Source organism: Oceanobacillus sp. CFH 90083 (assembly GCF_009389585.1).
Classification (GTDB): domain Bacteria; phylum Bacillota; class Bacilli; order Bacillales; family Amphibacillaceae; genus Oceanobacillus.
Genome location: NZ_VIYG01000006.1, coordinates 1 through 25883 on the forward strand (window position 1 = coordinate 1; position 25883 = coordinate 25883).

Here is a 25883-nt window from a genome sequence, read left to right on the forward strand (position 1 = left end):
ATTGTCCAATCGATGAACTGCTGGAAAACAGGGAGAAGCGAAAGGAATTCAAAGATAAGATTGATTCACGCGGACTAACCATTAGCGCATTTAGCTGTCATGATAATCCTGTTTCACCAAACCAGGCTCATGCCAAAGCAAGTCATGAGGCGTTTGTGAAAACCGTCCGTTTGGCAGAACTGCTGGATGTTCCGGTAGTTAATACTTTTTCCGGTACACCGGGATCGAATGAAGATTCGAAGTATCCAAACTGGCCGGTAACACCATGGCCGACGGAATATTCTGATATTTTAAAATGGCAGTGGGAAGAAAAGCTGATTCCATATTGGAAGGAACAGGGACAATTTGCGGAGGATCATGGTGTTAAAGTTGGATTGGAGCTCCATGCCGGCTTTCTTGTTCATACACCGCATACGATGCTGAAGCTGCGTGAGGCAACCAGTAATGCAATTGGAGCAAACCTTGATCCGAGTCATTTATGGTGGCAGGGAATTGATCCGGTAGCGGCAATTAAGATTCTTGGTAAAGCTGGGGCAATCCATCATTTCCATGCGAAAGATACGTATATTGATCAGGATAACGTCAATATGTATGGCTTAACAGATATGCAGCCCTATGGAGAGGTGCAGACGCGAGCCTGGAGTTTTCGTTCTGTAGGGTATGGACATAGTATTCAGGAATGGTCGAATATCGTCAGCGCGCTCAGAACCTATGGCTATGATTATGTCATCAGTATTGAGCATGAAGATCCGATTATGTCGATTGAGGAAGGGTTCCATGCAGCAGTGAAAAATTTAAAGCAGGTGAATATAACTGAACCTCCAGCTTCCATGTGGTGGGCTTAAAAATGTAAGGAAGAGATATTGATTGTTTAGGTAAGATAGACGCTATACAAAGCGAAAATTAATCGAATTGAAAAAGAGCCAAATCCTTTGCTAATAGGGGTTTGGCTTTTATTCTGGATAGTTAATGCTCTTTTGACTCAGTGTAAAGGCAGGTTCTGTAAAACTTTTAATTGATTCCAACAATACGATTAGGACATATGGAGCTTCTAAATAATCTTTTGCTTCTTTTATCTGATCATATTTGGAACGGACTATATCATTTATTAGATTTTTTCCGACTCGAAAGCCGCATGAATGATATTCCCAATTTCTGCTGTCGCTTTTTTCGCTTCCGGAATAGGGAAAAGCGGAAAGATATGGTTCATTTCCGGATATTCATAGTAATTGATAGTCACACCTTGAGACTCGGCTTTTTCTTTGAATTTTCTGGCGTCAGGTAAAAATATTTCATGTGTGCCAATGAATAAAGAAATTTCTCCTAATCCTCTTAATTGCCCATTCATCGGGCTGAGTAAATAGTGATTGGGATCGGTATCACCTGCGTAGGCTTTCCCTATTTGAATTAAGCCGTAAATCCCTAAGATTGGGTCTTTGCTTTCTAATTCATATGCCTCTGGATTTTTCATTGTAATATCGAGCCAGGGGGAAAGTAAAATGATATGTCGAGGCTGTGGCAGCCCCTTTTGCAGAAGCAATTGCGCTAAAGCTAATGCAAAGCCTCCCCCGGCAGAGTCTCCCATCAGCACAATCTCTTTCTCTTCTGAATGTTGCAGCATAGCTTCATAGATTGGGAGAACTTGAGCAAATGCTTCCTGATACTGGTGATTCGGTGCTTTTGGGTAAATGGGGACAATGATTGTCGTATTTGTTTGTTTTTCTATTTCACCAAGAAACCTCCAATGATAGCCTAATGGCTGATTGATATAACCTCCGCCATGTAAATAAAGTATCTGTTTTTCTGGAGACTTGTTTTCCTGGTTAAAAATATAACAATCCATTCCGTTCAAATTTTTTTTTTCGATCGCATATTTCTTTTGGATATGTTTAGGTAAGGTATATGGCTTTTCAGCCCGCTTTTTTTCCATAAATGCAGCCAGACGTTTCTCATCTGTGAATTTTTCTTTACTCCCCAGTCGGGTAAGAAAACGTTCAACTATTTTGCTTTGTACACTGCGCATGTTCTGACTCACTTCTTTCTGAAGAATGATATTTGAATTCTTTTCAATAAGCTTTTACGGCAGTTTTACGACCATTTGTTATTAAAAGTATTATTCTATTTGTTCTCTTTATTTAGTTTATAGACCATTATATATGCAGGTAAATTTATAAAACAGTGATAGCAGCAACATGTGGATTTATTAAAAAATCTGCTTCTGAAAACGTCCGGAATGATAAGTAAGCATGTTATTAGATATTGTATATTTTACTAGATAATGAAAAATTAAACTAAGATTTCACTTCACTATCGAGCATATTCATAAATGTAATCAATGAGGCGGGTATGTACCGGTCTTTTCTGTAAATAAATACGGTCTTTACTTTTTCATACGGATGCGGAATAGGATGCTGCTTCAGGCTTCCTTCTTCTATATATTTTGCAACAACGCTTCGTGGAAGCATGCTGAGACCAAGTCCGGCAGATACACAGCCAATGATAGCCTCCAGAGTTCCCAGCTCCATGATTTTATTAGGAATCACACCCTCCTGATGGAACCAATGCTCAAGCTTTTCCCGATAAGCACATCCTGTACGAAATGCCAGCATAGTCCTTGTTTGTAGGTCCTTGATCGAAGTGATGCCCGGGTGGTTTGTCTCTGTTATCAGAACCATTTCCTCTTCAAAAACTTCTTTTTGGAGGAGGGCAGGGTGTTCGATGGGTTCTGCTACAAACGCTCCATCGATTTCATGCTGAAGGACGCCTTGGATATTTTGTTCTGTAGAGCCTGTTTTTAGTGTTAAATCCACCTTTGGAAAAGCCTTGTGATACTTGGAAAGAAAGGTTGGTAAGCGTACGGCAGCCGTTGTTTCCATCGAACCGACAGTTAACGAACCTCTGGGTGTTTGATCATCTTTCATTACTGCTTCTGTCTCCTCCACCAGATGGAATATTTTTTCTGTATATGTCAAAAGCAGACTTCCTTTATCTGTCAGGACAGTGCCGCGGTTATGCCTGTAAAAAAGGGTGGTTTGCAGACTTTTTTCTAATTGCTGTATTTTCATTGTAATATTGGACTGTGCATATTGGAGTTCTTTGGCAGCTTGTGAAATGCTTCCTAACCTCGCAACCGTATAAAAAATTTTTAGTAAGTGCAAATCCATGCTCCTCTTTCCCCGCTTTCTTTTGTCATCAGATTAACAGATAGCAAATATCATTATTATGTATTATTCAGTATATCAAAAAAATTGTATACTTGATATATAACGGTTTTAATCAGGAAAGATATATTTTTATCACTCTGTTCGCTCGAGGATAAGTAAAAATAGATAAAGGGGTGTGAAATGATGATACATAATGAAATGACAAAGCTTTTAAAAATAAAGTATCCGATTATACAAGCGCCTATGGCTGGCGGGATAACGACCTCAAAATTAGTGACTGCAACGTCAAATGCAGGTGGATTAGGGATGATCGGAGCAGGATATATGACACCTGTGCAAATGCAGGAACAAATAAAAGAAATAAAGAAGCTGACATCCAAGCCCTTTGGCATTAATTTATTTGTTCCCAGCCCATTTCAAGTTTCCGAGGATGGTATAAAAGCAGCAAACCAAGCCTTAAACCCTATCCGTCAGCAACTGAATTTACCTCACACAGACAGTTTCTCTATATCAGATCATCAAGAGGTTGTTGCCACCTTTATGGAACAAATCAAGGTTGTGATAGAGGAGAAGGTTCCGATTTGTTCCTTTGCATTTGGTATTCCGCCACAGGATGTCATTGCTGAATTAAAACAACATAATATTACGCTGATCGGAACTGCTACAACAGTGACCGAAGCAGTTGAAAATGAAGCGGCAGGAATGGATCTGGTTGTGGTGCAAGGAAGTGAGGCTGGCGGACATCGCGGAGGCTTTATCAATCCGGAACAGGAAGGTGCCGTGGGCTTGATGGCACTGCTTCCGCAGGTTGTTGATCATATCCGTATCCCTGCTATTGCTGCCGGTGGAATAATGGATGGGAGAGGAGTGGCCGCTTCCATTTGTTTAGGGGCGCAAGGTGTGCAAATGGGGACAGCCTTTTTGACTTGCGTGGAAAGTGGGGCACATAAGGTACACAAAGAAGCTATTTTAAATATTAACGAAGATCAGACCGTACTCACTCGGGCCTTTTCCGGTAAATGGGCAAGAGGGATTAAAAATCACTTTATTTTAGAAATGGAACACCATGAAGTATTTTTGCCGGATTTTCCTGTTCAAAATACACTTACACAGGATATTAGAAAAGCCGCTGCCATCCAAGATAATCCGGATTTTATGTCACTTTGGTCCGGGCAAAGTCCCAGGTTAGCGAAAAGCCAAAAAGTGGAAGCATTGATGGAAAATATAGTTGCAGAAATCAAGCAAATAAATTGGAATATATAAGGAACCACTCCTTTTATACCACAGGGATAGCCAGATTTTTCTGGTTGTCCTTTTTTTATGCAGGTATGGAAGCATAGTCCCTTCTTTTTAGAAAAAGCATCGTTTAACAAAATTTAATCGAAGCTTATTTAATATAATTTAGTGACTATACAGCATTACTGCTATCGCAGATTTAACATAATAAAATCTCCAATATTTCTTTAATAGTTCTATTTTAAAAAGGGAGACATTATAAATGTAGTAAAGCAGGGAAAAGGGGGAGAAAATGATGAAACTTAAGAAGCTGACGTTATCCATCTCATTATTGTTACTAGCTGGATTACTGCTTGCTGCTTGTGGAAATGATGATGGTGAAAGTGAGAGTGAGAGCTTAGATAGTAATATTTTAACCATTGCTACAGGGGGAGCTTCTGGTCCTTATAATATAATAGCAACTACTTTAGCGGATATTTACACGAATGCCTACGATGTAAATTCAAGAACACAAACTACCGGAGCGTCTGCTGAAAACTTAAATCTGATGGCAGAGGGAAAGGTTGAAATGGCTTTTGTGATGAGTGATGCATTGAGCCAGGCTTTAAACGGGGAAGCAAGCTTCTCAGAACCATTAGATGGGATTTCCCAGATTGCAAACTTATATCCAAATGTAGTTCAAATCGTTGCCCGTGCTGATGCTGGAATTGAAACAATGGAAGACTTAATCGGCAAGCGTGTTGCTGTCGGTGATCAGGGATCTGGAGTAGAGCTGAATGCCCGTGCGTTATTAGATGGACATGGCATTACTTATGACGACTTGCAGGTAGACTATCTTGGTTATGCCGAGGCGTCGGATGGTTTATCGGCAGGAAGGATTGATGCTGCTTTTTTAACAAGCGGTCTGCCTAATGCTTCTTTATTAGAACTGTCGGAAACAACGGATATTAATTTAGTAGCCATCGATGCAGATAATATTACGGAAATTGCAGAGGAGCATCCATACTTTATAGCCTTTGAAATCCCGGCAGATACGTATGATAATGAGGAGCCTGTCCCGACTGCTGCTGTACCTAATGCTCTTGTTGTACGCAGTGATTTTAGTGAGGAGGATGTTTATAAATTAACGAAAACATTCTTTGAAAGTCTGGACACATTAAGCAATTCCCACCAGGCAGCAGAGGATATTTCATTAGAAAATGCCCAAGAGGGGCTGATAGCACCGTTACATCCAGGGGCTGAAAAATATTTTAATGAGCAATAAGAAAAAAAGAATATGGATGGGGAGTTTGCTGTTCATCTTGCTCCCTGTCCTTCTTTTCTATCGTTTTCCTGTCATTGAAGTAGCAGGGGAGAACACTTCTTTTTTTATAAAAGAGGATCAGTTTGTTTTAGGCTGGATTCATTCGATTGAAAAAGAGGAATGGCTTGAAAGCTATCAGAGGGAAGATCAGAAAATTATTTTAACAGATACCTTTTTTAAAACATATGGAGCCGGAACCCCCTTTCAGGCAAATAAGACGATGACTGAAAATGGATTTATTCATATGGAGCTTGATATTGAATATGAGGAGTTAAATGTAACCATTTCTGAATTTGTACAAACTACACTGTTTATTAATGGTCGTGAAATACCTCTATACCAGCATTTTGATCAATACGAAAATGTCATTATTACAACACGAAAATTACCTGTTTGGGAATACATAAGGGGTGATTATTTTTGAAAAAGGATCAGCTGAATGGAATATCGGATGCGGAGATTTCACAGGACAAGGTAGAAAAGGTACTGGAAAAATTCGATTTGGAATCGAATGTGCGGAAGTGGGACAGCAAGACGATGGTATGTTTTTTTAGTATTTTGGCGATTGGTTATGCGTTAGTTCATTTATATATTACATTTAACCCGATGCCCACCCTTCTGCAGCGAAATTTTCATTTAATGGTTGGGCTGGCAATGGTTTTTCTGCTTTATCCAGCTTTCAAAAAGCAAGGTCGTACGCAGGTGCCCTGGTACGATTGGATTCTTTTTGGATTAAGTACCACTTCCTGTATTTATTTGTTTGTTGTATATCAGGATATAGTAACCGTACGTGGCGGAATTGCCAACACGATGGATATTATGATGGCTATTTTGACAGTAATTTTAGTATTTGAAGCTGCGCGTCGGGTTACCGGCTGGATTTTGCCTGTATTAGCACTGTTATTTCTAGCTTATCCATTCTTTAGCCATCAAGATTGGCTGCCGAGAATGCTGCTGACAAGACCTTTTGATTTAGCAGATATCTTTGGTCAATTATATACGAAAACGGAAGGGTTATTTTCTACGGCAATTGGTGCATCTGTACAATTTATCTTCTTATTTATTTTATTTGGTGCGTTTCTGGCGAAATCAGGAATGGGAAAATTCTTTAATGATTTGGCTCTTGCGCTTGCCGGCCATAAACAGGGTGGACCGGCCAAGGTAGCTGTTATTTCAAGTGCCTTTATGGGGTCAGTCAACGGTTCAGCTGTTGGAAACGTTGTCAGTACAGGTGCATTTACGATACCTTTGATGAAAAGAATTGGTTATGATAAAAACTTTTCAGGTGCTGTGGAGGCCAGCTCCTCGATTGGCGGACAAATTTTACCACCAATTATGGGAGCGAGTGCATTTATTATGGCAGAAACAACCGGTATCTCCTATGGAACAATAGCTCTTTCCGCAATCATTCCCGCATTTTTATTTTTTTTAAGCAGTATTATGCAGGTTCATTACCGCGCAGGACGTGCTAACTTAAGAGGCTTGCCAAAAGCGGATCTTCCTCAATTAAAAAAAGTGTTGAAGGAGGGCTGGCATTTAACGATCCCCCTCGTCAGCCTGATAGTGATGCTTTTTTCTAACGTGCCAGTTTCTTATGCTGCCTTTTATACAATCATTATTACCGTTATTGTATCCTGGTTTAGAAAACATACAAGAATGAATGTAAAAGATATTCTGCAGGCATTAGAAACAGGAACAAGACAAGCGTTATCAACGATTGTTGCCTGCGGGGTCGTCGGTATTGTTATCGGTGTTGTTAACCTGACTGGTTTTGGTGCAACATTATCCTCTGCCATTACTAGTCTGGGCGCTGGTTCCTTAATGCTCACGTTAATCTTAACGATGTTTGCCTCGATTGTTTTAGGGATGGGCCTGCCATCTATTCCGGCTTATATTATTACAGCTACAATGGCTGCTCCGGCCCTGGCGGAATTTGGGATTCCGGTTCTCATTGCTCATTTGTTTGTATTCTATTTTGGTATCTTTGCCAATATCACGCCACCAGTTGCTCTGGCATCCTTTGCTGCATCCGGACTGGCAGGAGGCGACCCGATGAAAACGGGATTTATATCGCTAAGATTATCGATAGCAGGTTTTATCGTTCCATTTATATTTGTGTATGCTCCTGCCATGCTATTAATTAATCCGGATGGATTGCCTGCGAATACGACAGATTTTCCGTTTGCAGCGATATCGGATATTATGATGGTTGCTGTAAGTTCTACGATAGCGGTAATAGCCATTAGTGCGGCAGTGGAGGGATATATTAAAACGCATTTAAGCATTATGACCCGGATGATACTTGGAATGAGTTCTCTATTATTAATTGTACCAGAGTTGATTACAGATATAATTGGATACACGATCATTATTTTGATTTTTATATTAAACTATATCAAAAGCAACAAAGAGCCATCGGCAGCACTTCCTTTAAAGGAAGGCTTAGATTAACAAAAGTAATGTTGGTGAAGTCTGTCAAACTTTGTAAATAAAAATAAGGCTTGAGCAGGAGCAATTCACACTCTCAAGCCTTAATCTCAAGGATTGCTTACATGATAGATGATAAAAATATGAAATCAAAAAGATATTTATAGAACAGACTCTTTTCTCCGCTTCAGCATTTTATTCTCTATCCCTGCTTTTTATAAACCAAATACCGCATATACTTCTCCAATGGTCCCTCTACCTGCTGACGCTCCATTAAGTATGCAATTGATAAAGTAAACATCCACATTATGATGCCGAGCAGTACAGAAGTGGTGACAGTCAGGGATGCTCCTAAATGGAAGGCGATAGGAGAAAGGAGTATAACTGTCAAAACTTCATGTATCACAAAAAATGTTAATGACCGTTTTCCCATTGCGGCGATAGCATCTAATATGACACCACGATTTTTAATAGTAACGCCCAGCAGCCCAAATAATGCTGCGTAGCCTACACCACCTGCAAAACCAGTAAGAATATGAATACCGTATACAAACCCTGCGGTGAAAAGGTCAGGAAACCAGACATCATTAATCAGTACCAATGGTATAGCACCTGCAAGTGAAAGGCTTAAGCCGCCAATGGTTAATTGTTTTAGCAGCTTGATATGATTTTGCGGTTTAATGAATACATTGATATTTCCCAGCCAGATTCCCATTAGGACGGAAGGAATAACCGGAAAGGCGATATGGGTAAGTAATGGAATGATAGGGATAGAAACCAGCCGCTCAAGCATTGTATTTACATATGTTTCCTGACCAGTTAATTCTACCGGTAATCCGTAAGCTTGATTCTCTACGATAATACCACCCCATAAAAACGGGATATACAGGATGCAAATAATAGTAGAAATAAGCACATACTTTTTAATCTTCTTATTGTTCTTTTTTAAGCTGGAGATTAACAGGAGCCCCGCAATACCATAGGTCATTAAGATATCCTGCCCGCCAGCGATACCGGCGAGTACAGCACCGAATAATATTAAATACCAGCAGCGTTTTTTGATAATGCGTTTGGCTTCCGCTGTACCCTTTCTTTCCGATTGCTTACGGTAAATCATGACGAGACCATAGCCAAACAGGATAGCAAATAACGGACGTGCCCGATTATCTACAATGATTTCCATTAGAAAATTTAAGAAATGATCTAATGGTGTACTGGCGGCAACTTTTGTGATAACGCCTGGTTCGATCGTGTATAAAAACAATGGGATATGCGAGAGTATAATCAAAAAAAGCATCGATCCCCGGGCAAGGTCTAAGGATAGGGCTCTTTTCTTTTGAACCATTTTTCCAGCTTCTAAGTCAGTCATGAATTATCCTCCTTATTTATTTTTTTGGTTGTTCAATATTTAATTTGGTTATTTGGTAATATTTTTGATTGATTAATCAAAATTTATCATTTACTGATTTCTTTGTCAAGTCCTCTATCTAATGATATCTGATAAAAAATTTCCACCTTAGTAAAATGCCTGCCTTTATTCCAGCTCTCAAATAATATGGCTGGCTGGGCTTTTTTAAGCAGGGGCCGTTTGAATATCTTTGGAGAAGTACCACCCATTTTAAATTTAAAAATATCTTAAAATAAACTTTGAGGGAATGGATAGGACGATTAAAAGACTGCCGGAATATTTTTCTGATATTTAAGAAAAGTATGATTGACATCTAAAAATATATCTAGTATACTTTCGGTATCAAATATAAAAGGAGTGTTTTTTCATGTATAAACCAGGTTTTACATTATGGTACAATGTCAGTGATCTTGAGCGTACAATGGAATTTTATACGGAGCAGCTGGGATTTGAGAAGTATTCCTTTGATAAGGAAAATGGAATGGGAAGCGTGCATACGAATACAAAGGATTGTTATATTGGATTTTCAGAGGCGGAGAAGATTATTCCTTCGACAGCAGCTGCTGTCATGGAAGTAGAGAACATCGATGCGGCAGTCAAAAAATTGACGGAAAAGGGAATTGTATTTAATGGTGATGTTTCCATCATCCCAGGATATGTTAAGTTAATTACATTTAAAGATCCTGACGGCCATGACTTGGAGTTATCTCAAACACTATAATGGAAAAAGCTGTTCAGGTGATACAGATTACCAAAGAACTTTCGGGAAGGTGGATCATTCCCATTCTGCTGTCACTTGATAAATCAGGAGGGAGATTCACCCCCTTAAAGAATATTTTGCAAATTTCTCCGTCGAGACTGAGCAGTAATTTGAAGACGATGACAGAAGCAGGGCTTATTCAGCATCTGTCTCCTTTTGAGCGGAACCATCCATTGCTTCCGGAATATGAGCTTACTGAAAAAGGACTTTTTATGAAGGAAGCTGCCTATGTGATTTCAAATACGGAGCATCAGCTGAGTCAAGGTTTCCTTGCCGCCAAAGCCTGGAATTGGCCGGTGTTACTCGCGCTTTATTGTCAATATCATGAGTTCAATGCGATACGTCAGCTGTTGCAGACAGTGACCCCCCGTATCCTTTCCCGACGGCTTGGTGAGCTGTGGGAAAAAGGCTTAGTAGAGAAGACGCTCATTACCGATCCAACACCGAAGTATACGTATGCATTGAATGATGATGTGAAGCCGATTATTCGATCTGCCATGAGTGATTTATCCGCATTACTTTAATTCCATTTCTATATTTTGTTGAAGCTGTATCAAATTTTTAAAAATGAAACAGGCCTTGATGTATGGATACCAGATTAGTAATAAGGATCAGGCAGATTCAAATAATAGACTTCTACTTTGATCGAGAGGAGGAAGGTCAGATGAATTTTCGGAAAGCTCGGAAAGAAGATGTACCTGCAATCGTTCGCTTATTAGCTGATGATGAATTAGGTTCTCAGCGTGAAAGGTATGAAGAGCCATTGCCGGATGAATATGATCAGGCTTTTGAGGAAATGGAAGCCCAAACCGGTAATCAGATTATTTTAGCAATGGAAGATGAAAATATAATTGGCTGTCTGCAATTAACTATCATACCTGGGTTAGCAAGGCTGGGAATGAAACGTGCACAAATTGAAGCGGTGCGTATTGATAAGAATTTTCGTGGAAAAGGAATCGGGGAGGCTTTGTTTAAAGAAGCAATAGCTATTGCGAAGGATGAAAATTGTGGTCTTGTACAGCTGACAACAGATAAGCTGCGAAATGATGCCCATCGCTTTTATGAAAGATTAGGATTTTCCGCAAGCCATGAGGGGATGAAATTGATTTTTAACACAATGCAGCATACTGGAGCAAGTATCTGAGTCAGTGGACATAGTGGAATCACGTGAGGACTGTTTCATCCATCTTAGCGTTGGCAGCTATTGTTATCAAACTAACCCAGTTGGACTAATTTCCAACTGGGTCTTTTGCTGCTTCTTTCTTTAAAATGAAAAGCTGTCCAGCTCTTTCCCGCTTGTTTCCTCGTAACCTTTCATATATTTAATGCGGCGTTGGGCAGCGGATTGGCTGACCTGTTCATCTGCGTGGTAAGAGGAACGTACCAGCGGACCTGCTTCACAATGTGAGAATCCTTTCGAAAGTGCGATTTCTTTTAATTCCGCAAATTCGTCGGGATGATAATAGCGTTCTACTTGCAGATGTTTTTTCGTTGGCTGCAAATATTGACCAAGGGTTACAATGTCTACGTTATGCGCACGAAGATCATCCATTGCCTCAATAAGCTCCTCTTTTGTTTCTCCAAGTCCAACCATAATACTTGATTTTGTAGGTGTATTTGGTGCAATTTCTTTTACTCTTCTTAATAATTCCAGTGAACGATCATATTTTGCAATGGCACGAACTTTTTTCGTCAGCCTGCTGACCGTTTCAATATTATGGTTGAAAATATCCGGACCGCTATCCATTAAGGTATGTAAGCTTTCATAATCTCCTTTCATATCAGAAGGTAAGATTTCAATCGTACAGCCAGGTACTTTTTCACGGACTTGGCGAACTGTTTCTGCAAAAACAGCAGCGCCGCCATCTTTTAAATCATCACGGGCTACAGCAGTGATGACAACATGTTTAAGCCCCATGATTTCAACCGATTCAGCCACACGCTTTGGCTCATTCCAGTCCAGCTCATTTGGAAGTCCAGTTTTTACTGCACAGAAGCGGCAGCCTCTTGTACATGTATCACCAAGAATCATAAAGGTGGCAGTCTGACGTTCACTCCAGCATTCATAGATATTTGGGCATTTTGCTTCTTCACAGACGGTGTTTAATCGTTTATCACGCATTAAATGTTTTAAATGGCTATAAGATTTATTCGTATTGAGCTTAATTTTCAGCCATTCAGGTTTTCGTAAATATTCCTCTTGTCTGGACATATTATCGACTCCTATCTGGAAAAATTCCATTCATCTGTTACGTATTTGCTGTGCATCAAATCATGAATTTCTTTTTCTTGCTCGTTGGAAAGGACAAATGTCTTCAGTTCAATGTCTAAGCCGATTTGGAATCCGGTTTTCAGTGCTTTTTTTGTTTCTTCTAAGGATACTTCCCGTCCAGCTGCCTGATGAATTGAAATAGCTTTATTATCGTAGCTGGCACGTGCACGCTCTTTCACTTTTTCATTACGGTAAATAAAAAGGTCGTATAAGGTATCTTTATCCACAGAGAGAGGAATGGACCCATGCTGTAAAATAACTCCCTGCATTCTTGTTTGGGCACTGCCGGCTGCCTTTTTATTGTCGATGACTAATTCATACCAGGAAGGCTCTTCGAAACAAACAGCAGATTGAGCTGGAGTTACCTTTTCTTTGGGTACAGCAAAATCGGCAGCAATTCCAAGCTGACGATATCCTTCTAATAACCCTTTTGATAAAACCAGATAAGCCTCTTTCACAGACTTTGGCATACGTGGATGATTTTCTGAGATAATAATGCTGTATGTCAGCTCTTTATCATGCAGTACTGCACGGCCGCCAGTCAGCCTGCGGACCAGTTGAAAACCGTTTTTCTTCACTGCTTCCAGGTCTATTTTATTTTTTGTTTTTTGAAAATATCCAATGGAAAGACCGGCAGGAAGCCACTCATAAAAACGTAAAACAGGTGGTATTTTGCCGTCACTATGCCATCGAAGTAAGCATTCATCTGCTGCCATATTATAGGCAGGTGTTTGTTTATTCGTGTCTAAGAAATACCAGGTTTCCGTCATAAATAGTTTCTCTCATCAGTCTGAGAAAATCGATCCTCCTTTAAGTATGTATTTGATCCATTATTGCCCAAAATGCTATGACATTCTCTTATGAAGTGCTAGATTGATAGAGTTATTAACCTTTATCAGCATTTTAACTTTTGAGAACAAAGCCTTTGAAGCATTCTCTATCATGGTAAACTGTAAAATTATATTTGTCAAAAAAGTCAAATATTATTATAGAACATATGAAAAATGATTTAAGTTGTTGCAATACAGCAGTATAGAAAAAATGTTTATCATTAATCCGAATGATTAAAAAATCCTATTGCCAGCTCAAGCAAAATCTGTATATGATAAAAACAGCTTCTCTGTATGAGAATAAAAGAAGGTGCAGTTTATGATAGCAGATGAAATCCTGTCTACTCTATTAGTAGTTGGAGGCTTTATTGGTATTTTTATTATTATTTATATCTTTAGTAAAATACCTGGCTCAGGCCTTGTTTTCCGCTTGATCCGAAGACTTTTTCTAATTCTGTGGAGTATGGTTGTCTTCGGTCTTATCTTTTTTATGTTTTTTATGGTTGGTTATATGGTCATTGTGTTCTTTACTTTTAATGGAAGTGAAGAGGGTATTCTCTATCAAGGAGAGCCGATAAACTTTCTTATTGGCGATAACGCAAGACATGCGGCATTTTTTACGATGCTGTACGCAGGTTTTTGTCTGGTGTCTGTATATATTGTTTCTTTTATCCTGGCGATGGGGCGGAAGGCTTCCCGCATCAGCAGCAGGTTTCATGCTGAAATCATTTTAGTTATTATGATTGGTCTGGTGTTTACTGTTTTCCCGCTTGTTGCGGAAAGAATATTGCCGGATTTTGAAGTGGGGCGTTTTGGAAGATATGCACTGGGCGTTCTGCCGCTTATGATGTATATTCAGGGACAAATAAAAAAAGTCAGAGAACGTCACGGGCATGGGCGCTATTTATCTCGTAAGGAGCAATTTTACCGGGATTTGGATGAGAAAAAGTCAAATAGAGCAGGGAAATAATAGCTGACTTGCATCATTGGTTCTAAAAATTGCAAATGTGATTTGATCCCATCTAATAATCTAATTCAGTGATGCATAAATAAAGGAGTGTGATGAACTATCACCTGCCGGCAAGATGAGCTGCAGGATGCGGCTGATAAATCAACGAATGGTGTCTTTGCCGGTGCTCCTGAAGAAACTGAAAAAGAGCGTGAAAAAATTATTTACTAATAGATGCTTTTATAAAAAGAAGCAAAAATATAGCAGATAGTGATAAGAGCCATTACCTTATAGAAAGGGATGGCTCTTTTTATATGTTAGGAAAACATATAATTTTAGCGACAGTTTTTATGGTGCGTGTAATCGAGGTCCCGGACCCAGTCCCAAACCAGACAATCCTGCGCCTTTCCTCTTTGGTTTGCCAAGCTTTAGTCATGTAAATGTTTATCAACCTTACAATAAGTTTGCAAAGATCGTGAATTTTCTTAATAAATAGCAAGTATATTTATTGGATATTCAGAAGGGGAACAAAGGATGTCATTTATTCACAGAGGCGGCAGGTTCTGTTGTTGAATAAGACTTCTGAAGAAATAATGTTGAACTTATGGAAACACATTGCTAATCAAGGTACTTTAGGGATAAATAATTTTTAATGAAAAAAAGGTTTTTCGTATCGAGATTTGATACGAGAAACCTTTTTTACTTGGGAGATTGTCTCTGATGTTGGCTCTGCGATCTCTCTTTGTTTTTCTTTTAACTGCTCTAAAGCTGGAAGGAACTTTATTCTCCCTGGTAGTAGTTATTGTCGAATTATTTTGCCCTTTTTGTCCCACTTTGTCATATTTTAGATAGATTTCTACTTCCGATTATTCAAAATCAAAGGGTTCAAAATGCAAACACGGGAGGAATATCCATGAACAGTCTTAGGCATTTGTCAGATGAACTCTTAAAGGAGTCTTTGAGAAATGCAATCAAGTTAAAGCTGGAACAGGATTTTTGTACAACATTAAAAAATGAAATCAAGAAACGGGCAGAGAGGCGTGAAAAAAGTACTGCGAAAGCGATGGACATGACAAATACTTTTGAATTGTAATAGCAACAGGACATTCATAGCTTCATCGCCTTATAATCAATAATTGCTGAAATCGGAAGTAGAATTCTACCAGCCTTAGATTTAGGCTGGGAAAGGCAGCATTCGTACTTTATGGTACGCAATGCTGTCTTTTTATAAAGGTTCGTTTCATTTAAACATTTGTACAATACTTTCAGACACATTTATGTGAGCCGTTACTTTTAACTGATGATTTGTTATTCCAATAGAGCATTTGCTGCTTGGAGGCTTTATGTTTTTTAGATTCTTTTAGTGCGAGTTCTGAGCAGCTTTATTTGACTTATCCATTTACAGATAACAACTGCTTATTTTTTCCTTGATTTTCAGTGTAATCATGATAATTATTGCTTTTGCACTTGAAGACAGGCTTGATATGGGAGCTGGCTATCTTCCTGAAAGAGTAGGACGGGGAAGTGCGAAAAAATCTCTATTATCTGTCCGGGGCTGTTTATTAAGATTAATAAAGGGGTCATGCTTGGCTGGCTGATTGCTTTGATGATCATCGGTTATCTCGGATTTAATAGAAGGGGTTTAACCTCGAGTAAGTAAATATTCACGTAAACTTTAAAAGTCAATGTATTCCATGTGGTTATGGAGTAGGTTGACTTTTTTGTATTCTATTATTTTGTAAAGCTTCTGTAAAATTTTTTGGCGTTGGGTTGAAATGACTATAGAACAATGATAAATTAATAACGAAATCCGATATCAAGTTTCGATATTGATAGTACAGGAGATGAATCCATTGGAGGATAAATTATTAAGAAAGTTATTTTTAGGATTTATTCAAATTCATATTTTGCATCATGCCATGGAACATCCAATTTATGGTGCCTGGATGCTGGATGAATTGAGAGAGCACGGCTACACGATCAGCCCGGGCACGCTATATCCGATTCTTCATTCCATGGAAAAGGATGGACTTTTACATATGAATGAACGCAATGTAGGCGGGAAAATAAGAAAATATTACACCGCTACCGAAAAAGGTCAGGAGATTCTAGACGAAGCTCGAAAGAAAGCGTATGAACTGTTCAAAGAAATAAAAGATTGATAGGAAAGGGCGTGCAAAATGCATCATACTTCAGAAAAGGGTAAATTCAAACTTCTATTAGAAATCCTGCTTATTTCTACACGGCTGGGACTGACATCCTTTGGCGGTCCGATCGCGCATCTTGGATATTTTCACGAAGAATATGTCCGGAAAAGAAAATGGATGGATGAAAAAAGCTACAGCGACTTAGTAGCACTGTGTCAATTTTTACCGGGACCTGCCAGCAGCCAGGTTGGCATTGGTATTGGTGTTATGCGCGGAGGTGTGTTAGGAGGAATTCTTGCTTTTATCGGTTTTACACTTCCTTCTGTGGTTGCATTAATTATACTTGCTTTGTTTTTACAAGGTTCATCTGTTGGAGAATTAGGCTGGATTCAGGGGTTAAAAATCGTCGCGGTGGTTGTCGTCGCACATGCGATTTTAGGAATGGCTCAAAAATTGACGCCTGATTTAAAGCGTAAATCGATTGCACTGTTTGCTTTAGTCGTAACGTTATTATGGCAAACAGCCTTTATACAGGTCGGTGTTATTTTAGTAGCAGGCCTGATCGGCTACGCAGTGTATAAAAATTATGCTGAAAATGATGATGCGAAATTTATTTTTCCGATTTCCCGAAAGATGGGGATCGTATGTTTGTCTTTATTTTTCGGGTTACTTATTTTTCTTCCTATTTTAAGAGAGATGACATCGCTGAATTGGGTTGCTCTGTTTGACAGCTTTTATCGATCCGGTTCGCTTGTTTTCGGTGGAGGGCATGTTGTTTTACCATTGCTGGAGCGTGAATTTGTCCCGACAGGATGGATGGACGAGGCTTCCTTTTTAGCCGGCTACGGAGCTGCCCAGGCTGTACCCGGACCATTATTTACATTTGCGGCCTATATCGGTGCCGTTATCAGCGGGTGGAAGGGTGGATTAGTAGCAACTGCAGCTATTTTTCTGCCAGCGTTTCTGCTTATTTTAGGCACATTGCCTTTTTGGAATCAAATCAGACAAAATCATAAAATGAAAGGTGCTCTTATGGGTGTGAATGCTGCTGTAGTCGGGATATTAATTTCTGCTTTCTATCATCCTATTTGGACAAGCGCGATCCTGGAGCCGATTGATTTTGCTTTTGCTGCCGTCCTTTTCAGTATGCTGGTCTATTGGAAGCTGCCGCCTTGGGTTATTGTTATGGCTGGAGCTCTTGGGGGTACTTTTATATCCATGTTATAAAGGGAGACTTAAGCAGTGGATGAAGCAAAACTCCACTGCTTTAAGTTGATAAATGGATGTATTTCATTATATAGCTTAAATGCATATAATGAAATTTTGCTTAATTTTCTAATGCTTCCCGAACAGCTTCCATTGCATGAATTTCAGTAGTGTCAAATAAAGGTACTTGTGAATCATTCTGCTTAACTAAAAACCCAATTTCCGTACATCCCAGAATGATTCCTTCAGCCCCTTGATCAATTAAGCCTTTGATAACTTCCTTATAATAACCTCTTGATGTTTGTTGAATATTCCCCAAACATAGCTCTTCAAAAATAATCTTATGAATCATTTCTCTTTCCGAATGATCCGGTATTAAAATATTTAGCCCATTTGATTCTATTCGAAATTTATAAAAGTCCTGTTCCATTGTGTATTTGGTGCCCAGCAGTCCAACCGTACGAAGATTAGACTTTTTTATTTGACTGGCAGTTGCATCTGCAATATGAAGGACAGGAATATTAATTCTTGCTTCTATATCCTTCACTACTTTATGCATGGTGTTCGTACAAATAACGATAAAATCTGCCCCTGCTTTTTCTAATGAGTAAGCTGCATTTCCTAATCGTTTCCCTGCTTCATCCCATCTACCCGCGGCTTGAAATCGTTCCATTTCTTCAAAATCAACGCTGTATAAAAGACATTTAGCGGAGTGTAGTCCGCCTAATCAGTTTTTAACCTCTTCATTGATAATTTGATAATATTCAGCTGAAGATTCCCAACTCATTCCACCTATCAGGCCAATTGTCTTCATAAGCATTCCTCCGCTGTCTGTTATTTTTACTTCCTTCTCTAATTATCTCATTATTAAACATTCAATTCTATGTCCATGTTCGGACGGACTATTAAAGCCTGCTCCAAATCATTGATTAAATCCTTTGCATCTTCTAAACCTAATGAAAGCCGGATTAATCCATCGGTAATCCCGAATTTTTCTCTTTCCTCCGTTGGGATAGAAAAATGTGTCATAGAAGCGGGATGCTGTACCAGAGTTTCGGGGTCTCCCAGGCTAAAAGAGATAATAATCAGATTCAGTGAATCAATAAACCTTTTTCCTGCTTCTTTTCCGCCTTTTAATTCAAAAGATACCATTCCTCCCATGCCTTCCATTTGCTCTTTAGCAAGCTCGTGCTGAGGATGAGACGGCAACCCGGGGTAATAGACCTTTTCTACTTGCGGATGATTCTCCAGAAATACTGCGATTTCCAGTGCATTCTTACAGTGGCGCTCCATCCGGACACCTAATGTTTTTAAGCCTCTTAGGATTAAAAAAGCATCCCAGGCGCTTAATACCTGACCAAGATCGCCCATCATGCTGTTTCTCATAAAAGTTATGTCATCAGATTTGCCTACAATAAAACCAGCAATCGAATCACCGTGTCCATTTAAGTATTTGGTTGCGCTGTGTACAACGATATCTGCTCCTAATTCAAGCGGATTTTGCAGATAAGGCGACATGAATGTGTTATCGATGATAAGCGGAATTCCATAAAGCTTGGAAATTTCAGAAATCCTTTTGATATCGAGTATTGTTAAATGAGGGTTGGAAGGTGTCTCGATATAAATGGCTTTCGTGTTTTCTTTTATATGATTGTGAATGAGATCAGGATTGGTGCAGTCAACAAAGTCATATTCGATTCCGTAGCGAACGGCGATATTCGTTAAAAATTTATATGTTCCTCCATAGACATCCTTTGTTACAACTACATGATCTCCGTGTTTTAAGAAAGCCAGGAGAGCAATAGAGATAGCTGCCATTCCGGAACTGACTCCAAGTGCAGCCTCTCCACCTTCTAAAGAAGCAATTTTCTCTTCTAATACGGAAAGGGTTGGGTTGCCGTAACGGCCGTAATAAACCCCTTCTTTTTGGCCGGATACTACAGCCGCGGCCGTATCTGTATCAGGAAAAGCATATGCTACTGCTGGAATAAGAGGTTCTGCTACAGGTCCTGAATGTGTTGCACCCTGTTTACTATGATGGATTAAAGCGGTATCAATGTCCCAATTATTTTTCAAGAAAAACTCCTCCTCTAAAACTGTAAATACGGAAATAATCTTAAGCTGGCTTCATTATAAATATCCTGTAAATATTAATCAAATGAATATTTATGATATAATACATGAACAAAAATAATATAAAGGAGACTTTAATTTGACGCTTGCAAGATATGAAATTTTTCGTTCAATTGTTGAAACTGGTGGTTTTTTTAAAGCAGCTAATGAGCTTGGCCTTACACAATCAGCCGTCAGCCATGCAATTTCAAGTCTGGAGTCTGAATTTGGCTTTACACTTTTAACAAGAGGGCGATCAGGAGTAAGGCTAACGAATAATGGAGAAAAAATGTTGCTTCATATTCATCAGATTTTGAACTCCTATGAACAGATGATGCAAGAGGCAGCAGAAATTGAAGGGGTTAAAACAGGAATTGTCCGAATTGGAACATTTCCGAGTGTCTCCATAAATTGGCTCCCTAAAATAATTAAAGAATTTAAACAGCACTATCCTCATATAGAAGTAAAGCTATTAGAAGGAGATTATGATGATATAAATAGATGGATTTTAAATGGAACCGTTGATTTTGGTTTTCTTTCCTTACCGGCAGAAAATGTATTCGATGCTGTTCCATTGAAAAGAGACCGGATTTTATGCGTCATGTCCAATCAGCATCCGCTCAGCAATCAAAAGGCCATTACGTTCGAACAATTAAAAGAAGCACAATTAATTATGCCTAAAACAAATATCGATAAAGACGTGAGGGATATTTTAAAAGAAAACAATATCACACCGAGCATAGATTATGAAATGGAAGAAGATCAGGCTATCATTGCGATGGTTCAAAACAATTTGGGAATTAGTATACTTCCCGAATTAATTTTGTACAGGCTGCCAGAAGATATTCGAATTAGAAACTTGGAAAAGGAATATTACCGGACAATTGGAATGGCTGTTCAATCCTTGGAAAAAGCAGCACCTGCGACCAGAGCATTTATGGAAACTGTGCAGGGGTGGATTGAGAGGAAGTATGTTTAGAAATGAAAATATGATAGAAAATAATTTTATTAAGAGGATGCGTTGTTATTATTTAACAATCAAATCTTCAGAATAGATCGAGCAATAGAGAAGAAATCTGTACGGTTCATATATGATATATTTATACTAAATCAAATGGAAAGGTTGTATAAACAGATGAATCATAGTAAAAGTTCCATACTTATTCCCGCAAGTGCTGAAACTGTTTGGAATGCTATTACAAATGATGAAAAATTTTCAGAGTGGTATGCTCCAGGTTCGAAGTGGTCAATTCCTGATCTTGAAGTTGGAAAGCAGGTAAATTTTACACTTATGCCAAGTGCTTATAATCATCTTCAAGAGGGAGAAAGCATTCCAATGAACTTTGTAATAAAAGAAATGAAGACGAATAGAGTCTTTTCACTTTATCGCAGTGTAACTGGCTGGAAGACTCCCACTTCAAGAATTGAGGGAACTTGAAAATTCTAAGTGGGAGATCAACAGCCAGTAACGGCCCGATTCGTTCAACTAATATTCAGTGGGGGATGCAAAGAAAACCCCCACTGAATAAAGTTTCACTTTATTCTGAGGATGATGAATTTCTGCTTGCGTTCGAATTAATATCCCAACCTGATGGAACACAAGTTACCGTAAATATGGAAGGTTTGGATGAGTCTCTGGAGAATTTGAAAGCTTTTCTTGCAGGGAAGGAATTACCCTATGCTTAGGAGATAGTTAAGGTGTTAGAGCATTAAACGATACCGCTGCAGGATATTATTACCTCATCGAAGAACGGAATATTTTAAAGGAATAACCAGTCAAAAAATAATCCAATAATAAATATAAAAGCTGAAAAGTTCTACTTAAAAGTAGAATTTTTCAGCTTTTGAATTTAGGTCTTTTTAATATAAATGAATATAATACATTATTTTATATACTATCTGATGGTATACAAAACGAAACCTGTTTTTTGCTATTTAGGCAAATAATAAAATTCATTTGACATACCTTATAGGGGTATAGTATGATGAGTTTAGAAATAAATTAGTTTAAATAATCCTTCAAATAAGAGAGGAGAATAGATATGGGGAAGACAGCTGAACAAATGAATCCAATAGATCAGAAGAAAATGTGTTGTGTGGAAGAAAAAGAAGAGTCCAGCACACATATGTCGGATGAACTTCAACGAAATTTAATGAATCGCATGAGCCGGATTGAAGGACAGGTCAAGGGCGTTAAACGAATGATTGACCGAAATGTATATTGTGATGATATTTTAACGCAAATGTCGGCTGTACAATCTGCGTTGCATTCTGTTTCAAGGCTGCTTCTGGAAAGTCATATAAATACCTGTGTAATTGAAAGGTTAGAGAATAAAGATCCAGAAATCGTGGAAGAATTTATGACAACCATTTCAAAAATAATGAAATAAAAAACTTTCACTTGACAATACCTACCCAGGGTATGGTAATATTGAAATGAATTAAAAATTAGGAGGTAATTTACATGGAAAATATAACACTTAATGTACAAGGAATGTCTTGTGGCCATTGCGTTAATTCAATTGAAGGCAATGTAGGTGAATTGGACGGAGTTGAATCTGTCAAAGTGCATTTAGAAGATGGAAAAGTAGATGTAACCTTCAATTCAGAAAAGGTGAATGTAAAAGAAATTACAGAAGTAATAGAAGAACAAGGTTATGATGTTGCCTAAATAAAGGAGAAATGATCGTGCTGCTCCAGCACGATCCCCTTTTTGAAAATACAATACCCCTATAAGGTATATTGAGAGGTGAGAATAATGGGTGCACAAAAGGAAGTAAACTTACAAATTCAAGGTATGACTTGTGCTGCATGTGCCAATAGAATTGAAAAAGGCCTGAATAAGATAGATGGTGTGGAGAATGCAAATGTCAACTTTGCAATAGAAAAAACAAAGGTTGTTTATGATCCTGAAAAAACAAGTGTACAGGATTTTGAAGATAAAATTGAGAAATTAGGCTATCATGTTGCACACGATAAACAGACATTCGATATTTCGGGCATGACCTGTGCTGCATGTGCCAATAAAATTGAAAAACGTTTAAATAAAATGGAAGGCGTCTCTAATGCTTCTGTTAACTTTGCTTTAGAAAACGTGGCAGTAGATTATGATCAGGGTCAGGTTACTGTCAACGATATGATGGAAGTAGTAAAAAAATTAGGCTACAGCTTAAAAGTCCAGGCATCGAAAGAAGAAACAGCAAATAATAAAGAGGAAGAAATACGGCATCAGACAGGGAAATTTATCTTTTCCGCCATTCTGACACTTCCTTTATTATGGACGATGGTGACACATTTTGAGTTTACGTCGTTTATTTATTCTCCGGATATGTTAATGAATCCTTGGGTACAATTAGCATTAGCGGCACCTGTCCAATTTATCGTCGGTGCACAATTTTATAAATCTGCTTATAAAGCCTTGAAAAATGGCAGTGCTAATATGGACGTTCTCGTCGCATTAGGTACATCTGTTGCTTTCTTCTACAGTATTTTCTTAGGTGTTGAGTGGCAAGTACAAGGTCAAGTGGGCATGCCAGAGCTTTATTTCGAAGCAGCGGCAGTCATTATCACTTTGATTCTTCTTGGAAAATTATTTGAAGTTCGTGCCAAAGGAAGAACAGGTCAGGCGATACAAAAATTGCTTGGCATGCAGGCGAAAACCGCTCGCGTGATCAGAAATGGCGAGGAACAAGAAATTGCAATTGAAGAAGTTATTGTTGGCGATACTGTCATGGTACGTCCTGGTGAAAAAATTCCTGTAGATGGTCAAATTATTAAAGGTGAATCAGCGGTTGATGAATCAATGATTACCGGGGAAAGTATTCCTGTTGATAAAAAGACGGGTGATGCAGCTATTGGTTCAACCATTAATAAAAATGGATTGTTAACTATCGAAGCTACAAAAGTAGGGAAAGATACCGCTCTTTCTCAAATTGTGAAGGTGGTTGAAGAAGCACAAGGAAGTAAAGCCGATATTCAGCGCGTAGCTGACCGTGTATCCGGGATTTTTGTCCCGATTGTTGTAGGAATTGCGATTGTGACTTCTCTTGTATGGTATTTCTTCGTGGCACCTGGAGATTTACGCTCTGCTTTAGTTCCTGCGATTACCGTATTGGTCATCGCCTGCCCTTGTGCGCTTGGTTTGGCTACTCCAACATCTGTGATGGCTGGATCAGGGAGAGCAGCAGAGCTGGGAGTCTTGTTTAAAGGCGGAGAGTATTTAGAAAATACACGTAATCTGAACACAATCGTTTTAGACAAAACAGGAACAGTAACGAAAGGGGAGCCAGAATTAACAGACGTTCTTCCAGAGCATGGTTTTTCTGAAGAAGAAGTGCTTACTCTGGTGGCTTCTGCAGAAAATAATTCTGAACACCCGCTTGCTGAAGCGATTGTAAAAGGTGCCAAAGCAAAAGGTGTTGAACTGAAAGAAACAGATTCTTTTGAGGCAATACCAGGCTATGGTATCCAAGCGTCTGTAGATGGAAAAATGATTTTTGTCGGTACAAGGAAACTGATGAAACGAGAAAATATTGATGTCTCTTCTGTAGAAGACAATATGGCAAAGCTTGAATCCGATGGGAAAACAGCCATGTTAATTGGTTTGGAAAATCAATTGGCTGGTGTTATTGCGGTGGCAGATACAGTAAAAGAGACTTCCAAAGCTGCTATTCAGAGGATGCATGAGCAAGGGTTGGAAGTCATTATGCTGACTGGGGATAATCAGCGGACTGCTGATGCAATCGGAAAACAGGTAGGAATCGACCGTGTCATTGCAGAAGTTGTTCCGGAACAAAAAGCAGATGAAATAAAAAATCTTCAATTAGAAGGCAAAAAAGTTGCGATGGTGGGTGACGGTGTAAATGACGCACCAGCATTAGCCGTTGCAGATATCGGTATGGCGATTGGTACAGGAACAGATGTAGCGATTGAAGCAGCGGATATTACACTTATGCGTGGAGATTTAAATAGTGTGGCAGATAGTGTACAAATTAGTGAGAAAACAATGCGTAATATCAAGCAGAATCTGTTCTTTGCATTCTTCTATAATTCGGCTTCCATTCCAATCGCTGCAATTGGTTTATTAGCGCCATGGGTTGCCGGAGCAGCAATGGCATTCAGTTCTGTATCTGTTGTATTAAACGCTTTACGATTACAACGCTTGAAGTTAAAAGGAGGCCAATAATATGTCCATTAAGAAATGGGTTTCCTTAGGGATTATCTATGTAGTAGCAGTTTTTGCAGTGTTCAGTGTAGTTACAGGACAAAACCCGCTGGCGAGTGGGGAAATGGAGCACGATGAGCACTCTGGCGAAGAAGCTCAGAATCATGAAGATCATGATAAAGAAGATAATCAAAAGGAGGCAGAAGATATGGATCATAGTAAGCATGATCATCATAATCATCAAGAGGAATCCGAAGTAAAAACAAATGTAACATATAATGATGAAAAAATTTCAATTGAATTGGAAGGTCATGAAGGTGCAGCGCCTGAACTGGCAGTCGAACATGAGAAAGAAATGCATTTTATTATGGTCTCTAATGATTTAGAGGAGTATTATCATTTACATCCTGAAAAGGAACAAGAGGGTCTCTATACGATTAATCAACCTTTAAATGCTGGTACCTATCAAGCTTTCGTTGATATTGCGCCGGAAGGAAAAGCATATCAACCTGCACCTAATACAGTACAAGTTGGAACAAGTGAGACAAATAAAACGAGCTTGGAAAAGGAAGATAATTGGACGAAGGAAATGGATGGGAAAACAGTCACTTTAGAAGATGTTGAAGCAACAGCTGGTGAAGAAGTTTCTTTAGTCTTTGACATGCATGGAGAAAAGCCTGAACATCACCTGGGAGCTTTAGGTCATGTCGTAATTGTTGATGAAGGAGCTGAACAGTATATTCATGTTCATCCGGATTCAGAAGATACAACCAGCTTTCATGCTCACTTTCCAAAGCCGGGCATGTACAAAATCTGGGCTGAATTTAAGTTTGGTGATGAGGTGCACACCTATCCGTTTATTATAGAAGTAGCTGAATAAGTGAAGGCATGATCATTAAAAGGAG

At 38.9% G+C, this 25883-nt stretch carries 25 protein-coding genes and 1 pseudogene; 19 read left to right on the top strand and 7 right to left on the bottom strand.

Annotated features, from left to right (window positions below):
• A partial coding sequence (locus FLK20_RS10495) for a sugar phosphate isomerase/epimerase family protein (RefSeq protein WP_152656528.1) occupies positions 1 to 845 on the top strand: 845 nt, incomplete at its 5' end.
• A gap of 263 nt (positions 846 to 1108) precedes the next feature.
• Here the strand turns inward: FLK20_RS10495 and FLK20_RS10500 are convergent.
• Together FLK20_RS10500 and FLK20_RS10505 are read right to left on the bottom strand one after the other, a co-directional pair.
• The gene (locus FLK20_RS10500; RefSeq protein WP_152656529.1) at positions 1109 to 2023 is read right to left on the bottom strand and encodes an alpha/beta hydrolase fold domain-containing protein; all 915 of its coding nucleotides are present in this window, start codon (positions 2021 to 2023) and stop codon (positions 1109 to 1111) included.
• Between the two features lie 268 nt (positions 2024 to 2291).
• Positions 2292 to 3164: a LysR family transcriptional regulator gene (locus tag FLK20_RS10505; RefSeq protein ID WP_152656530.1), complete on the bottom strand. Its 873-nt coding sequence runs from the start codon at positions 3162 to 3164 to the stop codon at positions 2292 to 2294.
• Positions 3165 to 3347: 183 nt separating this feature from the next.
• On the opposite strand from FLK20_RS10505, the gene FLK20_RS10510 reads away from it, so the two are divergent.
• From FLK20_RS10510 to FLK20_RS10525, 4 genes are all read left to right on the top strand, one after another.
• Positions 3348 to 4427 (top strand): NAD(P)H-dependent flavin oxidoreductase, encoded by a 1080-nt coding sequence (locus tag FLK20_RS10510; protein ID WP_152656783.1) that lies wholly within the window; start codon positions 3348 to 3350, stop codon positions 4425 to 4427.
• Positions 4428 to 4695: 268 nt separating this feature from the next.
• On the top strand, positions 4696 to 5664 hold the full coding sequence (locus tag FLK20_RS10515) for a TAXI family TRAP transporter solute-binding subunit (RefSeq protein ID WP_152656531.1): 969 nt from the start codon (positions 4696 to 4698) through the stop codon (positions 5662 to 5664).
• The gene (locus FLK20_RS10520) at positions 5654 to 6127 is read left to right on the top strand and encodes a DUF1850 domain-containing protein (RefSeq protein WP_152656532.1); all 474 of its coding nucleotides are present in this window, start codon (positions 5654 to 5656) and stop codon (positions 6125 to 6127) included. The genes FLK20_RS10515 and FLK20_RS10520 overlap by 11 nt, the downstream gene beginning before the upstream one ends.
• 113 nt (positions 6128 to 6240) lie before the next feature.
• Positions 6241 to 8154, top strand: coding sequence for a TRAP transporter permease (locus FLK20_RS10525; RefSeq protein WP_152656784.1), 1914 nt, complete (start codon positions 6241 to 6243; stop codon positions 8152 to 8154).
• Positions 8155 to 8332: 178 nt separating this feature from the next.
• On the opposite strand, the gene FLK20_RS10530 is transcribed toward FLK20_RS10525, so the two are convergent.
• Positions 8333 to 9499: a DUF418 domain-containing protein gene (locus tag FLK20_RS10530; RefSeq protein WP_152656533.1), complete on the bottom strand. Its 1167-nt coding sequence runs from the start codon at positions 9497 to 9499 to the stop codon at positions 8333 to 8335.
• A 194-nt stretch (positions 9500 to 9693) separates the two neighbouring features.
• On the opposite strand from FLK20_RS10530, the gene FLK20_RS22265 reads away from it, so the two are divergent.
• The 4 genes from FLK20_RS22265 (at position 9694) to FLK20_RS10550 (ending at position 11442) form a co-directional block, all read left to right on the top strand.
• Positions 9694 to 9774: a hypothetical protein gene (locus FLK20_RS22265; protein WP_152656785.1), complete on the top strand. Its 81-nt coding sequence runs from the start codon at positions 9694 to 9696 to the stop codon at positions 9772 to 9774.
• A 131-nt stretch (positions 9775 to 9905) separates the two neighbouring features.
• Positions 9906 to 10259, top strand: a complete 354-nt coding sequence (locus FLK20_RS10540; RefSeq protein WP_152656534.1) for a VOC family protein — start codon at positions 9906 to 9908, stop codon at positions 10257 to 10259.
• A complete protein-coding gene (locus tag FLK20_RS10545) occupies positions 10259 to 10822 on the top strand; it encodes a winged helix-turn-helix transcriptional regulator (RefSeq protein ID WP_152656535.1) in 564 nt (187 codons plus the stop codon). The genes FLK20_RS10540 and FLK20_RS10545 overlap by 1 nt, the downstream gene beginning before the upstream one ends.
• 140 nt (positions 10823 to 10962) lie before the next feature.
• Positions 10963 to 11442: a GNAT family N-acetyltransferase gene (locus FLK20_RS10550; protein ID WP_152656536.1), complete on the top strand. Its 480-nt coding sequence runs from the start codon at positions 10963 to 10965 to the stop codon at positions 11440 to 11442.
• A 120-nt stretch (positions 11443 to 11562) separates the two neighbouring features.
• On the opposite strand, the gene lipA is transcribed toward FLK20_RS10550, so the two are convergent.
• On the bottom strand, positions 11563 to 12510 hold the full coding sequence (lipA, locus tag FLK20_RS10555) for a lipoyl synthase (RefSeq protein ID WP_152656537.1): 948 nt from the start codon (positions 12508 to 12510) through the stop codon (positions 11563 to 11565).
• Positions 12511 to 12521: 11 nt separating this feature from the next.
• On the bottom strand, positions 12522 to 13340 hold the full coding sequence (locus FLK20_RS10560; protein WP_152656538.1) for a lipoate--protein ligase family protein: 819 nt from the start codon (positions 13338 to 13340) through the stop codon (positions 12522 to 12524).
• A gap of 379 nt (positions 13341 to 13719) precedes the next feature.
• Here FLK20_RS10560 and FLK20_RS10565 point away from each other — a divergent pair, with 379 nt between their 5' ends.
• The 4 genes from FLK20_RS10565 to FLK20_RS10585 all read left to right on the top strand — a co-directional run bounded on the left by FLK20_RS10565 (position 13720) and on the right by FLK20_RS10585 (position 17723).
• The gene (locus FLK20_RS10565) at positions 13720 to 14370 is read left to right on the top strand and encodes a hypothetical protein (RefSeq protein ID WP_152656539.1); all 651 of its coding nucleotides are present in this window, start codon (positions 13720 to 13722) and stop codon (positions 14368 to 14370) included.
• Between the two features lie 892 nt (positions 14371 to 15262).
• Positions 15263 to 15442, top strand: coding sequence for a sporulation histidine kinase inhibitor Sda (gene sda / locus FLK20_RS10570; protein ID WP_152656540.1), 180 nt, complete (start codon positions 15263 to 15265; stop codon positions 15440 to 15442).
• 760 nt (positions 15443 to 16202) lie between these two features.
• Entirely contained in the window at positions 16203 to 16511 is a 309-nt protein-coding gene (locus tag FLK20_RS10580; RefSeq protein WP_152656541.1) for a PadR family transcriptional regulator, read from the top strand.
• Between the two features lie 18 nt (positions 16512 to 16529).
• Positions 16530 to 17723 carry a chromate transporter gene (locus FLK20_RS10585; protein ID WP_152656542.1) on the top strand — a complete coding sequence of 398 codons (1194 nt, stop codon included), beginning with the start codon at positions 16530 to 16532 and terminating at the stop codon, positions 17721 to 17723.
• 100 nt (positions 17724 to 17823) lie between these two features.
• On the opposite strand, the pseudogene FLK20_RS10590 reads toward FLK20_RS10585, so the two are convergent.
• Positions 17824 to 18516: pseudogene (locus FLK20_RS10590) on the bottom strand (aspartate/glutamate racemase family protein).
• Between the two features lie 53 nt (positions 18517 to 18569).
• Positions 18570 to 19778 carry a trans-sulfuration enzyme family protein gene (locus FLK20_RS10595; protein ID WP_227994990.1) on the bottom strand — a complete coding sequence of 403 codons (1209 nt, stop codon included), beginning with the start codon at positions 19776 to 19778 and terminating at the stop codon, positions 18570 to 18572.
• 136 nt (positions 19779 to 19914) lie between these two features.
• Here FLK20_RS10595 and FLK20_RS10600 point away from each other — a divergent pair, with 136 nt between their 5' ends.
• From FLK20_RS10600 to FLK20_RS10625, 6 genes are all read left to right on the top strand, one after another.
• The gene (locus FLK20_RS10600; protein ID WP_152656543.1) at positions 19915 to 20793 is read left to right on the top strand and encodes a LysR family transcriptional regulator; all 879 of its coding nucleotides are present in this window, start codon (positions 19915 to 19917) and stop codon (positions 20791 to 20793) included.
• Positions 20794 to 20949: 156 nt separating this feature from the next.
• The gene (locus tag FLK20_RS10605) at positions 20950 to 21252 is read left to right on the top strand and encodes an SRPBCC domain-containing protein (protein WP_194165599.1); all 303 of its coding nucleotides are present in this window, start codon (positions 20950 to 20952) and stop codon (positions 21250 to 21252) included.
• Between the two features lie 604 nt (positions 21253 to 21856).
• Positions 21857 to 22204, top strand: coding sequence for a metal-sensing transcriptional repressor (locus FLK20_RS10610; protein ID WP_227994991.1), 348 nt, complete (start codon positions 21857 to 21859; stop codon positions 22202 to 22204).
• 74 nt (positions 22205 to 22278) lie between these two features.
• The gene (gene copZ, locus FLK20_RS10615) at positions 22279 to 22485 is read left to right on the top strand and encodes a copper chaperone CopZ (RefSeq protein WP_152656545.1); all 207 of its coding nucleotides are present in this window, start codon (positions 22279 to 22281) and stop codon (positions 22483 to 22485) included.
• 87 nt (positions 22486 to 22572) lie between these two features.
• Entirely contained in the window at positions 22573 to 24999 is a 2427-nt protein-coding gene (locus FLK20_RS10620) for a heavy metal translocating P-type ATPase (RefSeq protein WP_152656546.1), read from the top strand.
• A gap of 1 nt (position 25000) precedes the next feature.
• Positions 25001 to 25858, top strand: coding sequence for a hypothetical protein (locus FLK20_RS10625; protein WP_227994992.1), 858 nt, complete (start codon positions 25001 to 25003; stop codon positions 25856 to 25858).
• The last annotated feature ends 25 nt before the right edge of the window (positions 25859 to 25883 follow it).

What these genes read in the sequence shown, in the direction of transcription:
- FLK20_RS10500 (WP_152656529.1), bottom strand. Translation starts at nt 2,023, where the DNA reads ATGCGCAGTGTACAAAGCAAAATAGTTGAACGTTTTCTTACCCGACTG.
- FLK20_RS10505 (WP_152656530.1), bottom strand. Translation starts at nt 3,164, where the DNA reads ATGGATTTGCACTTACTAAAAATTTTTTATACGGTTGCGAGGTTAGGA.
- FLK20_RS10510 (WP_152656783.1), top strand. Translation starts at nt 3,348, where the DNA reads ATGATACATAATGAAATGACAAAGCTTTTAAAAATAAAGTATCCGATT.
- FLK20_RS10515 (WP_152656531.1), top strand. Translation starts at nt 4,696, where the DNA reads ATGAAACTTAAGAAGCTGACGTTATCCATCTCATTATTGTTACTAGCT.
- FLK20_RS10520 (WP_152656532.1), top strand. Translation starts at nt 5,654, where the DNA reads ATGAGCAATAAGAAAAAAAGAATATGGATGGGGAGTTTGCTGTTCATC.
- FLK20_RS10525 (WP_152656784.1), top strand. Translation starts at nt 6,241, where the DNA reads ATGGTATGTTTTTTTAGTATTTTGGCGATTGGTTATGCGTTAGTTCAT.
- FLK20_RS10530 (WP_152656533.1), bottom strand. Translation starts at nt 9,499, where the DNA reads ATGACTGACTTAGAAGCTGGAAAAATGGTTCAAAAGAAAAGAGCCCTA.
- FLK20_RS10540 (WP_152656534.1), top strand. Translation starts at nt 9,906, where the DNA reads ATGTATAAACCAGGTTTTACATTATGGTACAATGTCAGTGATCTTGAG.
- FLK20_RS10545 (WP_152656535.1), top strand. Translation starts at nt 10,259, where the DNA reads ATGGAAAAAGCTGTTCAGGTGATACAGATTACCAAAGAACTTTCGGGA.
- FLK20_RS10550 (WP_152656536.1), top strand. Translation starts at nt 10,963, where the DNA reads ATGAATTTTCGGAAAGCTCGGAAAGAAGATGTACCTGCAATCGTTCGC.
- lipA (WP_152656537.1), bottom strand. Translation starts at nt 12,510, where the DNA reads ATGTCCAGACAAGAGGAATATTTACGAAAACCTGAATGGCTGAAAATT.
- FLK20_RS10560 (WP_152656538.1), bottom strand. Translation starts at nt 13,340, where the DNA reads ATGACGGAAACCTGGTATTTCTTAGACACGAATAAACAAACACCTGCC.
- FLK20_RS10565 (WP_152656539.1), top strand. Translation starts at nt 13,720, where the DNA reads ATGATAGCAGATGAAATCCTGTCTACTCTATTAGTAGTTGGAGGCTTT.
- sda (WP_152656540.1), top strand. Translation starts at nt 15,263, where the DNA reads ATGAACAGTCTTAGGCATTTGTCAGATGAACTCTTAAAGGAGTCTTTG.
- FLK20_RS10585 (WP_152656542.1), top strand. Translation starts at nt 16,530, where the DNA reads ATGCATCATACTTCAGAAAAGGGTAAATTCAAACTTCTATTAGAAATC.
- FLK20_RS10605 (WP_194165599.1), top strand. Translation starts at nt 20,950, where the DNA reads ATGAATCATAGTAAAAGTTCCATACTTATTCCCGCAAGTGCTGAAACT.
- FLK20_RS10610 (WP_227994991.1), top strand. Translation starts at nt 21,857, where the DNA reads ATGGGGAAGACAGCTGAACAAATGAATCCAATAGATCAGAAGAAAATG.
- copZ (WP_152656545.1), top strand. Translation starts at nt 22,279, where the DNA reads ATGGAAAATATAACACTTAATGTACAAGGAATGTCTTGTGGCCATTGC.
- FLK20_RS10620 (WP_152656546.1), top strand. Translation starts at nt 22,573, where the DNA reads ATGGGTGCACAAAAGGAAGTAAACTTACAAATTCAAGGTATGACTTGT.
- FLK20_RS10625 (WP_227994992.1), top strand. Translation starts at nt 25,001, where the DNA reads ATGTCCATTAAGAAATGGGTTTCCTTAGGGATTATCTATGTAGTAGCA.